Origin of the sequence: Flavobacterium sp. P21 (genome assembly GCF_050632225.1) — a bacterium.
GTDB lineage: Bacteria > Bacteroidota > Bacteroidia > Flavobacteriales > Flavobacteriaceae > Flavobacterium.
In genome coordinates, this window is sequence record NZ_CP192585.1 from 3745975 (window position 1) to 3759641 (window position 13667).

Genomic DNA, 13667 nt, shown 5'->3' on the forward strand with positions numbered 1-13667 from the left:
GTTAGTTAAATAGAAAATTCAAAAATCTATTTAGTAAACATATACCTATTAATAAAAAAATATAAGCAACCAAAGTTTTATTTATAATAGAATAGGCTTTTTAAAATTTTTATTTAAATAAAAAAAGTCGCCTCATTTCTGAGACAGCTTTTTTCGTTTACTTCTATTTAAAAATCTATTTCAAAGCAGAAATTCCTTCATGCGTTGGAACAACTTGCTTAATACTACCATCTGCATTGAATTCTAATTTATCCATGCAGACTTCACGGTGGAAACCTCCCGCATCACCCATTTTAATTCCGGTTGGGTAAGAGAATCTGTGATAAGTAATATACCATTCGTCTTTATTTGGAATTTGCAAAACCGAATTATGACCCGTTGCATAAATTCCCTGATCTGGAATTCCTTGAATTACAATGTTGTTTTGCGGAATTTCGATTGGACCAAGAGGCGATTTTGAAGTTCCGTATCTTACTTTGTAATTTGGACTTCTGGTATCGTCTTCACTCCAAAGGAAATAATATGTTCCTTTTCTGTAAAATATATAAGTCCCTTCACGGAATGTTTTATCTACTTTAATTACTTGGGTACTTCCTTTAAGCGAAATCATGTCGTCATTCAATTCGGCTACAGCCATATATCCGTTGCCCCAGTACAAATAACTTTTACCTGATTTTGGATCTGTAAAAACATCTGGATCAATTTCTTGACCTCCTTTTATGCCTTCTGGTCTTGTGTTTACTAAAGCTTTTCCGCTATCTGTAAACGGTCCTGTTGGATTATCCGAAGAAGCAACACCAATTTTCTGAGCCGCCGTGAAATAATAGAAATACTTGTATTTTCCTTTTATCTTTTTCTCCACAATACATGGCGCCCAGGCATTTCTGTTTGCCCACGTAACATCTTTTTTAAGATCGATAATAATTCCTTCGTCTTTCCAATCTGTCAAATTATCTGATGAAAATGTTTTGAAATAATATCCTGACCAGCCATCAAAACCGTCGCTTGTTGGGTAGATATAATATTTTTTGGTTTTGTTTGAATACAAAATTTCAGGATCGGCATAATAGCCTTCTAAAACCGGATTGTTATTTACTTTTGGAAGTTGTACTGGCGTTCCCCATTTTGCGGTCAATCTCTTCAATTCAGAACGAGTAATTGGCAAAATCGTTCCGTGACGCGGATTAAAATCCATCGAAATATCATTATTGATAACCGCAAAATTTTCTAGATCTTTAGTTTTAGTAAACTCATACCTTCCTTTTGTATAAACATCATACATCAAAATATAATCGTCAGAATTGTTTAGTTTGAAAACACTTGATCCTTCAACTCCGTCGTTTGTTTGTTGCAAATAATTATCGTTTTCTGTCCAATTCCCTGAAGTCAAATCAGTTGTTGTAGCCACTTTAATTCCTGCTTTTCCGCCTTCGGTTTTATAAAATAAATGGTAAACACCATCTTTTTCGATAATATCACCATCGATACAAGCTCTTTCTGATTTTGGAACAAACAATAATTTTGGAGCTCCTTCTAAAGCTGTAAAATCCTTATTCGCGTAAGCGTAATAAATTTTATCTGGTCCTCCAGCATATTGTAAACTAAAGTAAATTAAATATTTTCCCGCTTTTGCATCATAAATTGTTTGAGGCGCCCAAACTCTTTTTAGGTTTTCATTTCCTGGAAAAGCGGTTTGAATATTGACAACATTGCTCGTCCAATTTACAAGATCTGTGCTTTTTAATAAAACCATGGCACGGTTACTGTCCCAGCCTTTTGACGAAGTCATATCAGTCAAAACCATATAAAAAGTTTTGCCGTCATCGCCACGCAAAATATGCGGATCACGAACACCGCCAGTCGAACTAATTACTTTGCTGTCTAAAACAGGTTTGTTTTCATTTAAATGATAATAATGATAACCATCGGTACTTACGGCATAACGAACCGCTTCTTCTTCGACTTTGTTTCCTGTGAAATAAACAAATAAATAAGCAGTCAAATCCTTCTCAGCAATAACTGGAGGCGTTCTTTTTTGATTATTTTGAGCTTGAATAACACTAAAAAATGATACTAGTGCAACAAGACTTAATTGTAATTTTTTCATTTTTTTCTTTCGGTTTATTTTATTTTGGCGCGTATAACTACAAATGAATAGGAAGGCAATTCTTTTGAAAAAGCTTCTTTAATCGTAATTTTCTGTGAAACTGGTCTTGCCGAAGTATTTTCTGGAGTGCCCGTTAATAAAATATAATCAGCATTTTCTAGCAGAGAAAAATTTGAAGCTTCAATTGAAGGCGTAACCGCAACTGGAAGCACATTTACTAATTTGATAATCAAATCTCCAGAAGCATCATCTTTTACAACAGAAACGCCAATACGTTTATTTACTTCAGGATTTCCATCTGATAACTTAATTGAACTTTCGATATATTGGTTTCCTGGATTCTGTCCATAAAGCTTTTGAACAAAATAATTTACTGTTGGCTTTACTTCGTCATTATTAAAATAAATCAAATCGGGATTCCATTGCGTGTGCTTTTCTTTTGCCAAAAGCGGTGCATAAGAAGCCATTTCAACAACGTCTCCATTTCGTTCTACACCAGTTAAATATAATGCTTCGGCTAATGCGTTGTAAAATTTATTGCCACGCGAAGCATATTCTCCTAAATACACTTTTGATTTTGAACGATCATAACTATCGTAAAAATCCTGATTATTGATGAACCAACCCGGCGTTTGATAATAATGTTCGTCAACAATTGGCAATTTCATATCATCTGCTAATTTCCAACCTTCATTATAATCTGTTCCTTCAAAAAAGGGCCCAACAGTTCCAATTACAATAATTTCAGGATATTTTTGCTGAACCGCTTTTACAATCATTCGGTAACGTTCTTCAAAAACATCGCTGATTAAATCTTCATTTCCGATTCCGATATATTTTAAATTGAAAGGTTTTGGATGACCTGCTTCGGCACGTTTTTTACCCCAAGTTGTATTTACGCTTCCATTGGCATATTCGATCAAATCCAAAACATCCTGAACATATTCGTCCATATCTTCTATCGGAATTCCGAATTGTCGCCCTGAACCTCCGTCAGATGAATTTTGGCACGGAACTCCCGCCGCTAAAACCGGAACCGCCTCGGCACCTAAATCTTCGCAGAACTGAAAATACTCAAAATAACCCAATCCCATTGATTGATGATAGCCCCAAATATTTCGCATCGGGATTCTGCTTTCCAATGAGCCAACTGTATTTTTCCATTTGTAAATATTATGCAATCCATCACCGTGTGCCACGCATCCGCCTGGGAATCTAACGAATTTTGGATGCATATCTGCAATTGCTTCAGCAAGATCCAAACGAAGTCCGTTTTTGCGGTTTTTGAATGTTTTCTGCGGAAAAAGCGAAACCATATCAACAGCAATTTCACCATTGGTACTGATTTCTAAATGTGCATCTTTAACCGTTTTAGACGATTTCAAAACCAAATTTATTTTCTTCCAAGAAGCTGAAGGTGTAAATATAGCTTCTGCCAAAATTTCTCCACTTGTCGATTTCAAACGAACGACTGCTTTCGATCCTTTTGCAAAAACACTAAAATCATATTTCTCGTTCGCTTTTATGGCAATTCCGTCAAAACCAGAATTACTGATATTTCCTTTTGAAATTACAGCATAATTTGGATTGTTTGGATGAATTGGATTTTCTTTCGCAATTTTAAAATCACCACTCCAAGCCATTGTTGCGTTCCATTTTTCGTCTCTTTCTTTTTTGTCGTGAAGCGCATATTCGAAATCGCGATTCTGAATAAGTTCTCCATACAAACCGCCATCTGCGAGCATAATTGATATCTTCAAAGAAAACACCTGTTAACATATTGCTGATTTTTTTGACTGCTGTCCGTTTACCGAAATTTGAGCTTTTACCGGTTTCAAATTCGCAAAAAGCAAACTATCAGTTTTAGGAGTAGAACTATCTTGTTTATCTCTAAATTTAGCCGATTCCATATTGCGAATCATATTATCCACCAAACTCCAATCTACATGAAATAAGCTTCCTTGCACAACTTCCCCTTGAATCGTAATTTCGTTTCTTAATTTTAAAGTAGAATTGGCTTCAATTACTGACGGACCGTAATTTTTAAAATCTTTAGTCGCGCTGTAATAATTTTTTCCGCTTTCGCTGAAATGAACCAAATATTGTCCTTCTTTCTGACTGATCTGTACATTTGTAATCACCGATTTGTCTTGGCCTTTTCCAACAAAATTCTTCATTCCTTGAATGTAATTTTGCCTTCCCCAATTCACTAAATCTTTACTTTCAGAATGTGCAAAAACATTGTCTTTCACACTCCAAAAACAATGAAAAATTCCAACATTATCACGAATCACAAAAGGTTCTGACATGCTTTTTCCTATTGGTCCCCAGCTTCCAAAATCTGATTTTAGAAAGCTATATTCCGGACCAATTGAAAACCAGTTTTTCTGATCAGTACTCCATGCAAAATGAAGTCCGTTTTTTCCATTATTTTTTAAAGTCGAATAGGCAAATAAATATACTTTATCTGGTTTTTCTTCAGAGGATTTTACCCCAAATGCAGAAAATATAAAAAGAATCGAAAAAAGGAGGGCTAATGCTAAAAGACTATTTTTTAAAAATCGCACCATTATTTTTTACCTTTTAATTGATACAAAACCGAAGCATGCGCTTTTAAATCTGCCGAAATTTCTTTTGAAGATAATTTAGATTTTTCGCCTGTCCACATATTTAGAACTTCAACTGAACCAGAAAGCCCAAGATCCGAAAGATTTACTGAAACTTTTTCTGAAGCTTTATCTGAAACATTAAATAAGGCTAGATAAACACTGCCGTCTTTTGCATTTTTTGAAGTCACTGCAATTTTTCCGTCTTTCTGAAAAAGTTGTTTTACTGCTGTGCTTTCGTTGTGCATTTTTACGACATCTTTATTCGTCAATAATGACAAAGTGAATGCATCATTGCTTGGCAAATCTCCACCAAAAAATAATGGTGATTTGAAAATATTGAAGAATGTAATTAAAGTATATTGCTCATCTTTTGTCAAACGAGTCATTCTGTCCTCACCACGTTCGCCACGCACTGAAATACGTCCAAGCGGAATCATATCGCAATCTGGCCAAGTTCCCGGCGCAATGTACGGATACCATTTTTGAGCCACATCCATCAAATGTGTAATGTGTGGCCAAGTGTCCCAAACGTCATCAACCATTCTCCACATATTTGCATGCGTGCTTACGTGAGGTGCGGCCGAAATTGGAGTTTCACCTGGCGAAGTACTTAATACAATTTTGCGTCCGCAGTTGTCGATAGCATTTCTGATCAAATTGATTTCACCTTCATGATACGGTCTTGACAAATCATCAATTTTAATAAAATCAACTCCCCATTGTGCGTATAATTCGAAAATCGAATTGTAATATTCTTGTGCTCCCGGTTTGTCAGCAATAACAGTATAATTGTCTCTCAACCATTCGCATTGCAAAGCTGTCGAATAGATTTGATCTGCCGTGATTCCGTTTGTACCTTTAATTAGCATTTTTTCTTCAACGGCTTTTTTAGGAACGCCACGCATAATATGAATCCCGAATTTCAATCCTTTTTTGTGAATATAATCGGCCAAAGGCTTAAAACCTTTTCCGTCTTTTGCAGAAGGAAAACGGTTTACGGCTGGCAAATATCTTCCAAATTTATCCATCACATAACGAGGATCAGTCTGGTTGTAACCGCCTGCCTTGTCATTTTCAACAAACCATCTGATGTCAACAATTATATATTCCCATCCATATTTTTTAAGCTCTTTCGCCATATAATCGGCATTGGCTTTTACTTCGTGTTCTTCAACAGTTGGCCCGTAACAATCCCAGCTGTTCCAGCCCATTGGCGGTGTTTGCGCCCATTGCTTAAACTCTTCTTTAGCGAATGTTTTGTTTTGAGCATTTGAACAAATTGACACCAAAACAACTCCTAAAACCAGAGTAATTTTATTCTTAATTTTCATTATAATGTGGTTAGATGTTATTAAATGTAAATATTACACTTGTAAATATATAAAACTTTTTGACATAATACACAATTAACCTGCCTGCTAACCAAAAAAGCAGACAGGTTAATTGAAAATTTAAAATAACTAACTAATATTTTCTAACTTAGAAAATGCCTTATTTCACGTTAATCGTCACTTCAACCGGCTTTAACCATTGACTAGTAAAAGTAACTTTGATAGGCTGTGCCTCACCATTTGCCTGAATGTAAGCCGCAATATGTCCGTGAAAAACTCTTTGAATATTATCTGTATAATCGGTCATGTCGCTGTTATTTCCTGCTTCCAGTCCTAATAAAGTTCCGGGACCGCTGATTGTACATGTCACTTCATTGTCTGAAAGCATAACCGGAAGACCATTTTGATCTTTTACCTGAACCATGATTTTAGCCACACCTCTATCTTTGCTGATTGTAATATCTTTTTCAGCAATTGTCAATTCAACTGGTTGTTGAGTCGAATTGATTGCATAACGGCTCACTTCTTTATCATTTGCATCTAAACCAATTGCTTCTAATTTTCCTGAAGCAAATGGAATATCCCAATAAATAATTCCGTTTTTTTCGTCGTATGCTTTAGTTTCGCCAACTACTTTTCCGTTTAATTCCAAACGTGCTTTTGCTCGCATTTGTATAACAAACCACACGGATTTTTTGTCCTGCTTCATAATTCCAGATTGCCCATGCATCTTTAGAAACCTCTTTTTCATTAGTTAATGGATAAGTTCCAATATAAGCCATTGGTTTATCTGACCATAATGACTGACGGAAATAACCGCGAGGCTTGATAACGCCTGCAAAATCAACTAGACCTGAGTAAAATCCTCTTGAAGGCCATCTTCCAGATTCACCCAAATAATCGATTCCTGTCCATAAGAACTGTCCGAAAATATGTTTGTTGTTTTTTACCGCCAACCAAGGATCCATGTCGTGAACATTCTCACTTCCGTAGATAACACGGTTTGGGTATTTTTTATGATCGGTCAGATATTTACTTTCGGTATAATTGTAACCTGTAATATCTAAAGCTCCCGGATATTCTGTTTCGTTAGACATTGCAACTCCAGCTAAACCAGCCGTTGTAGGACGTGATTTATCATATTTTTTAACTGCCGCAACCAAACGTTTTGCAATTACTCCAAGGCGCATTGCATCTGGAGCATCTGGCTTATAACCGCCGTAAGTCGCTTGACCAAATCCGTCTTTTCCTTTATCTAAAACTGGGTGTGAATATGGATCATTCGGATAATCAACCTCATTTCCTATGCTCCATGCAAAAACCGAAAGATGGTTTCTGTCACGGCGTACAAAATCTTCCAAATCTTTTTCAGCGTAATCTGCGAAAATGTCAAACGAACCTTCAAAACCTGGAGTTCCATAATTCCAGCCTTCTAACCATTTACGTTTTGGGAATTCCCATTCGTCATATGCTTCGTTTAAAACCAATAAGCCTAATTCATCGCAAAGTTCGTAGAAATCTGGAGCTTGCGGATTATGACTTGTACGGATAGCATTTACACCAATTTCTTTCAATGTTTTTAGTCTTGTTTTCCAAACTTCTCTTGGAACTGCTGATCCTAAAACTCCTGCATCATGATGCAAACAAACACCTTTCATTTTCATCCATTTTCCGTTAAGCGCAAAACCATTATTTGGATCAAAAGTGAAATCTCTAAAACCAGTTTTCGTTACTGTTTTGTCAATTTCTTTTCCGTCTTTTAAAACGGTTGTTTTCAATTCATATAAATTTGGATTTTCTAAATCCCACAATTGCGGATTTTTGACATTTATTTTAGCCGAAATTTTTCCGTTTTGTTTTGTCGCAACCTCAATTTTAGAAGTTGCTTTTGCTACTGATTTTCCATCTTTTGAAAACAATTCGTTTACAACTGTTAATGTTGATTTTGATGAAGATCCGTTTTCTACATCAACCTCAACATTCAAAGTACCTGCTCCTTTTTTACTTCTGGATAAGCGTAAACGCCCCATTGTGCAATATGAACCGGATTTGCATATACTACCCAAACATTTCTATAAATACCAGAACCTGTGTACCATCTTGAATCGGCGCTTTGGCTGTGGTCAACGCGAACAGAAATTGTGTTTTCTCCACCAAATTTTACAAACTCAGTTGCATCATAAGCAAATGAAATATAACCGTTTGGGCGTTTCCCTAACGAATGTCCGTTGATGAAAACTTCGCTTCTGTTGTAAACTCCTTCAAAATACAAATACACTTTTTTGCCTGATTTGCTTTGCGGAATATTGATTGATTTTCTGTACCAAGCAATGCCGCCTGGCAAGTATCCTTGACAACTCGCTAAAGTTGGGCTCAATTGTCCTTTAACGCTCCAATCATGAGGCACATTTACAATTTGCCATTTGCTGTCGTCAAAAACAGTATTTTTTGCATCTGGAGTTTCCTGAAGATTGAATTTCCAGCTATCATTGATTTTTTTGAATCTCCAAACGATACCTGACTGCTAGCCGACAGACACGAAAAGAGTAAAACGGGAATTAAGGTTTTCTTAGTTAACATGTTTTTTAGTTATTTTTTGTTTCAGGTTTCAGGTTTCAAGTTTCAGGTTCCTCTCAAACGTGAAACCTGAAACTTGAAACAATTTTTTAATATTGCAATTCTCCCACAAATGTCACAACTGACTTCGCAGGGATTTCTAGATTATCAATTTTTTGTGTATTTGCTCTTTTTAAATTTGATGTATCCGAAGTTATATAAGGCGTAAACTCATTGTTTTTTAGCGTTCCTTTTGATAAATCGAACTTGTATTTTTGAGCCGATTTTCCGCAATTTACGGCAACTACAATCAGTTTTTTGTTTTGAGCATCTTTGTACGCTGTTAGCATTACATCATTTGTCGCGTCCAATTCGTTTTGATTTGGAACATCAACTCTTTGCATTCCGGGACGTACAAAAAGCGAATAGTTTCCGAGAGCCCAAAGCAATTTTGAATCATGGAATTCTCCATCGTTTCTCACGTAATTTGGGTCGGTTCCGCCATTGCTTTTCCCATCATCCAAATAAATCAAACCATCTTTATAATCAACACGAGTAATTGATGTCCACCATTGCCATGAAGCGGCATTTGCTACAGCAATGTCATTATGAATCAAACGTGCTACAAATAAAGCGGTCTGCATTCCTAAATCTCTTCCTCCTCCTGAACCACCTGGAATTTCATTCTCACCCGGATTTTCCAGAATACAATATTCCGATTGCCAATATTTCAAACCTGGATTTCTTTTTATTTCTGAAGCAATCAATTTTCTGCTTAAAACTTGTCTTTCAACTGGCCACGTGGTAAAATAACTATGACCAAGAATCACATTTTTTACATTGGAGAATTTCGAAACGTTTGTTTTTGTTTTTCCAAAGAAATACTCAATCTGATTATCGCGGTTTTCCTTGTTTACATTTTCATACAAATAATCGATTTGAGCGGCTTCGGCAATTACGATTTCAGTGTTCATTTTGTTAGCTTTCAGTTTTTCTGAAAGTGATTTGGTCAAATCATAAATTTCCTGATTCGTTGCCGGAGTTCCTTCCTGACTGTTTGTGTCGCCATGTTTTGGCATCCATTCCCATTGTGGTTCATTTATTGGACTTACATAATCGAATTTGATTCCTTCTTTTTCTCCAATCCTTTAATACTTTGAACTAAGAAATCGGCAAATTTTGGAATTGCACCATCTTTTAGATTCAGTTTATTCTTTTGAGAGGCAAAAGACAATCCGTTACTGGTCATAAAAACCGGCGGACTATTTGTAAAAATCAGGAATTTTTCAACACCACGTTTTTTAGCGGCCTGCAAAAACCATCTTTGTCCTTCTTGTTTTGAAAAATCATAAGTTCCGTCTGCGTTTAAGAAACACTCGCTTCTTCTCCATTCATCTGAAACTTTGCTATTTTCGCCTTGTTCAGCACTTCCAGCGCCAAGATTAAATCTCCAAATCGAAAGTCCAATTCCTTTTGGATTTCCTTGTGCATCAAACTCTTTGCTAAAAAGCAAATCGGCAATGGCATTCTTTTTTTGTTCTGGCCAATTTTTTCCCACAAACTGAGTTCGCCACGCATCAGAACCTCCAAAACCGTCCATCGTCTGAACGACTTTATCAGTGCTGATAAGGGCAGTTCGCTGTGCAAATGACAATGAACTCATTACCAGAAAAAGTGAGATATATACTTTTTTCATTTATTATTTTATTTTTTTAACCGCAAAGACGCAAGGTTATTCACAAGGTGCGCTAAGTTTAAACAAGCTTTGCGAACCCTTGCGTTTTTTCTTTGCGACCTTTGCGGTTAAATTTTTTATTCTTACTTATAATTCCCCACAAAGGTCACAATCGATCTTGCCGGAATTTCTAAACTACCCATATCAACAGCACTTCCTTTCTTTAAACTTAAAGTTTCTGAAGTTGTATAAGGTGTTAATTTGCCGGCTGTCAAAGCGCCTCCTGCCAAATTCAATTTATAGGCTTTCGTCGATTTGCTGATGTTTACTGCAACAATTACCAATTTTTTAGTAGCAAGCATCTTTGTAAGCCGTTACCATGACATCGTTTAAAGTGGTTGTATTGTCAACACTTGGAATTTGAACTCTCACCATTCCCGGTTTTACGAAAAATGAAAAGTTTCCTAACGCCCATAATGTTTTTGAATCTCTGATGTAGCCATCGTTTTTACAGTAATCCGCATTTCCAGCTCCGTTGCTTGCATTGTCATCAACATGAATTAAACCATCTTTATAATCCCCACGGCTAATAGCTGTCCACCACTGCCATGAAGTTACACCTCCAAGCGCAATATCGGTACTGATAATACGTGCTGTCCAAAGTGCAAGTGGCATTCCTAAATCTCTTCCTGCTCCTGCACCACCAGGTAATTCAGCCGTTCCCGGACTTTCTAAAACACAATATTCAGAAGACCAAAGACTCACACCACCAACTGACTGAATTCTTGAAGTCGCTTGCTGTCTTGATGAAACCATTTCGCTCAACGGCCAAGCTTGCCAATAACTGTGTCCAGAAATGGTTTTCTTAACATTGCTTAATCCTGTAATTTTCTTAGCCGAATTTGCTGAGAAGAAATAATCAATTTGGTTTGATCTGCTTTCCTTTCCAGAAACTGTTTTATAAAGCGGTTCATAAGCTCCAGCTTCTCCAACAACAATTTGAGCGGCAAGTCCTTTTGACTGTAATTTTGGAGACAAAATATTTACAAAACTGTAGATATTAGCATTCGTTGCTGGAGAACCTTCTTGACCAGAACCGTCCCACTCGTATTGTGGTTCGTTAAACGGACTCACATAATCAATTGTCAAGCCGTGTTCTGTTTTTAATTTATCTAAAGAATTCACCCAGAAATCAGCCAGTTCTGGCATTTTTCCGTCTTTCAAATTATAAAATTCTTTGATGCTCGCATGCGCTTTTCCGTTTTGCGTCAAGTAAACCGGTGCGCTATTGGCGAAAGCCAAAAGTTTTTCAACACCACGCTGTCTTGCCGCTTTCATAAACCAAACTTGACCCGCTTGTTTGTTCATATTATAGCTAACGCCGTCTGTTGTAAAACATTCTGTGCGTCTCCATTCATCTGTAATATCACTTGCGTCGCCTTGTTCTGTACTTCCAGCGCCAAGATTAAAACGCCATAATGAAAGCCCGATTCCTTTTGGATTTCCATCAGCATCGACTTCTTTGCTGAATAATAAATCAGCTATTTTATTTCTTTTTTCAGAAGGCCAATTTTTTCCAATAAAATTAGCTTGCCAGGCATCAGAAGCTCCAAAACTTTCCATTGTCTGAAGGTTCATATCCAGATTTACATTCAATTCGGCAACTATATTTTCTGAACCTGAATTTTCCGATTTTTCAGAGTCGCGACTCACAAAAAGCGAACTCGCGAAAAGCAAGCCTGCACACAGCAGACTTACTTTATTTTGATTATTAAGCCTCATTTTAATAACCTGGATTTTGTGTAATTAATCCGCCACTTAAGTCAATTTCCAATTGCGGAATTGGCCATAACAAGTTTTTCGCAGGATTAAAATTGATTCCTTTATCTTGAGGTTCTCTCAAGTTTGTAGTTTCATAAGGATCAGTTGAACTCAAGTTGTATTTGACGAAAGTTCCATTTGGTCCCATCAAAGATTCGATCACTGGTCTTCCTGTTGTTGGATCTTTTTCACGACGAATATCGTATAAACGTAATCCTTCGAAAGCCAATTCTAAACGACGCTCTTTGTAGATTTGTCTCAATAAAGTTGGTCCAGAAATTCCAGTTTTTGGATCTAATTTTACACGCGCTCTAATAATGTTGATATCTGCTAAAGCATCTCCGCCAGTATGATAGCTTGCTTCTGCTCTTGTCAAATACATTTCAGCCAAACGAATCAACGGGATATTTAACGGCAAGTGACCATCTTTTTTATCTAATGAACGACGCGTTGCAACTGGAATATAATATTTACGGCAAATACGACCTGATTTGTTATCATTTAAGCTGAATTTGTGTGTTGGATTTAAAACCTCATCACCATAAGCCGCTTCACCCCATTTTGTGATTGTACTTCTGCGACGGATTACGTCATTTTCAGATAAATAAGCATTTTCTAAATCACTTGTTGGCATACACCATCCCCAACCGTCAAGAACATCAGCGACATCATTGCTTGGAAAATTCTTTTTGTCTTCTCCTCTTGCTCCCGATAAAGTTGGAAGCATAGATCCCAAACTTTTGTCTTGAACTGATGAAGACTGCGCTTCAAGAATTGACTCCACTCCATTATGATTGTTTACATTCCATATATTTAAGAAATCAGCTTCAAGTGCATAAGGACCTTCAGTAATCACTTTGTTTGAATACGTTTTTGCATCAGCCCATTTTTCTTGAAACAATGTTACACGAGCCAACAATGCATAAGTCGCCCATTTGTTGATTCTTCCTTCTCTGTTTACCGGAATCGTTTCTAATTTCGTCGCAGAATCTTTAAGATCTTTTTCAATTTGAGCATAAACGTCTGCTTTTGGGCTACGTTGTAATTTCAAATCACCAGTTCCTAAAGAAGTGGTGTACAAAGGAACATCGCCAAAAAGATTCACCAATTCGTAATAGCAATATGCTCTCACAAAAAGAGATTCTCCCATATATTGATTTTTTTGCGACTCTGTAAGTGGCGATGCTCGCCATTTTCTCCAGACCAATATTTGCCGATTGAATCGTGTAATAATGTGCGGTATAAATACTATTCATGTCACCCATATTATCAGGTGTAATGATGTATTGCGAACATGGCCTGTGCGCGCCGCTGTCCTGTCCCGTATTACCCATCCAAGCGTCATCAGTCGACATTTCGTTTGTAACTCTTGGTGCAAGCAAAGTCCACCAATCATTTGGAATTAACAATCTGCGAGTTAATTCGTTTGTATAATTCTCGCACTCTTGTGCTGTTTGAAAGTAGTTTTCTAAGGTTTGTGTTCCTCTTTGCTCTTTTTCAATAAAATCGCCGCAAGAAACTGCCAATAGAGAAAAAGTGATTATTGATACTATTATTTTTTTCATGAT

General features: G+C 36.7%; 13 protein-coding genes. All 13 read right to left on the bottom strand.

Annotation, left to right across the window (positions count from 1 at the left end; translation table 11 throughout):
- Positions 1 to 175 precede the first annotated feature (175 nt).
- The 13 genes from ACQ9BO_RS18790 to ACQ9BO_RS18850 all read right to left on the bottom strand — a co-directional run bounded on the left by ACQ9BO_RS18790 (position 176) and on the right by ACQ9BO_RS18850 (position 13664).
- Complete coding sequence (locus ACQ9BO_RS18790) at positions 176 to 2107, bottom strand: family 43 glycosylhydrolase (protein ID WP_431241980.1); 1932 nt, start codon at positions 2105 to 2107, stop codon at positions 176 to 178.
- Positions 2108 to 2121: 14 nt separating this feature from the next.
- On the bottom strand, positions 2122 to 3852 hold the full coding sequence (locus tag ACQ9BO_RS18795; RefSeq protein WP_431241981.1) for an alpha-L-arabinofuranosidase C-terminal domain-containing protein: 1731 nt from the start codon (positions 3850 to 3852) through the stop codon (positions 2122 to 2124).
- A gap of 27 nt (positions 3853 to 3879) precedes the next feature.
- The gene (locus tag ACQ9BO_RS18800; protein ID WP_431241982.1) at positions 3880 to 4677 is read right to left on the bottom strand and encodes a hypothetical protein; all 798 of its coding nucleotides are present in this window, start codon (positions 4675 to 4677) and stop codon (positions 3880 to 3882) included.
- A complete protein-coding gene (locus tag ACQ9BO_RS18805) occupies positions 4677 to 6047 on the bottom strand; it encodes a glycoside hydrolase family 27 protein (protein WP_431241983.1) in 1371 nt (456 codons plus the stop codon). Before ACQ9BO_RS18805 ends, ACQ9BO_RS18800 begins: the two co-directional genes overlap by 1 nt.
- A 160-nt stretch (positions 6048 to 6207) precedes the next feature.
- A complete protein-coding gene (locus tag ACQ9BO_RS18810) occupies positions 6208 to 6717 on the bottom strand; it encodes a DUF4982 domain-containing protein (protein WP_431241984.1) in 510 nt (169 codons plus the stop codon).
- On the bottom strand, positions 6665 to 8077 hold the full coding sequence (locus ACQ9BO_RS18815) for a glycoside hydrolase family 2 protein (RefSeq protein ID WP_431241985.1): 1413 nt from the start codon (positions 8075 to 8077) through the stop codon (positions 6665 to 6667). The genes ACQ9BO_RS18810 and ACQ9BO_RS18815 overlap by 53 nt, the downstream gene beginning before the upstream one ends.
- On the bottom strand, positions 8029 to 8562 hold the full coding sequence (locus ACQ9BO_RS18820; protein WP_431245159.1) for a sugar-binding domain-containing protein: 534 nt from the start codon (positions 8560 to 8562) through the stop codon (positions 8029 to 8031). The genes ACQ9BO_RS18815 and ACQ9BO_RS18820 overlap by 49 nt, the downstream gene beginning before the upstream one ends.
- 151 nt (positions 8563 to 8713) lie before the next feature.
- Positions 8714 to 9682, bottom strand: a complete 969-nt coding sequence (locus ACQ9BO_RS18825) for a glycoside hydrolase (protein ID WP_431241986.1) — start codon at positions 9680 to 9682, stop codon at positions 8714 to 8716.
- Positions 9683 to 9711: 29 nt separating this feature from the next.
- Positions 9712 to 10299, bottom strand: coding sequence for a glycoside hydrolase (locus ACQ9BO_RS18830; protein WP_431241987.1), 588 nt, complete (start codon positions 10297 to 10299; stop codon positions 9712 to 9714).
- A gap of 122 nt (positions 10300 to 10421) precedes the next feature.
- Entirely contained in the window at positions 10422 to 10640 is a 219-nt protein-coding gene (locus ACQ9BO_RS18835; RefSeq protein ID WP_431241988.1) for a hypothetical protein, read from the bottom strand.
- Positions 10627 to 12060, bottom strand: coding sequence for a glycoside hydrolase (locus tag ACQ9BO_RS18840; RefSeq protein ID WP_431241989.1), 1434 nt, complete (start codon positions 12058 to 12060; stop codon positions 10627 to 10629). The genes ACQ9BO_RS18835 and ACQ9BO_RS18840 overlap by 14 nt, the downstream gene beginning before the upstream one ends.
- 1 nt (position 12061) lies before the next feature.
- Positions 12062 to 13249, bottom strand: a complete 1188-nt coding sequence (locus ACQ9BO_RS18845; RefSeq protein WP_431241990.1) for a RagB/SusD family nutrient uptake outer membrane protein — start codon at positions 13247 to 13249, stop codon at positions 12062 to 12064.
- Complete coding sequence (locus ACQ9BO_RS18850) at positions 13152 to 13664, bottom strand: hypothetical protein (protein ID WP_431241991.1); 513 nt, start codon at positions 13662 to 13664, stop codon at positions 13152 to 13154. Before ACQ9BO_RS18850 ends, ACQ9BO_RS18845 begins: the two co-directional genes overlap by 98 nt.
- Positions 13665 to 13667 lie beyond the last annotated feature (3 nt).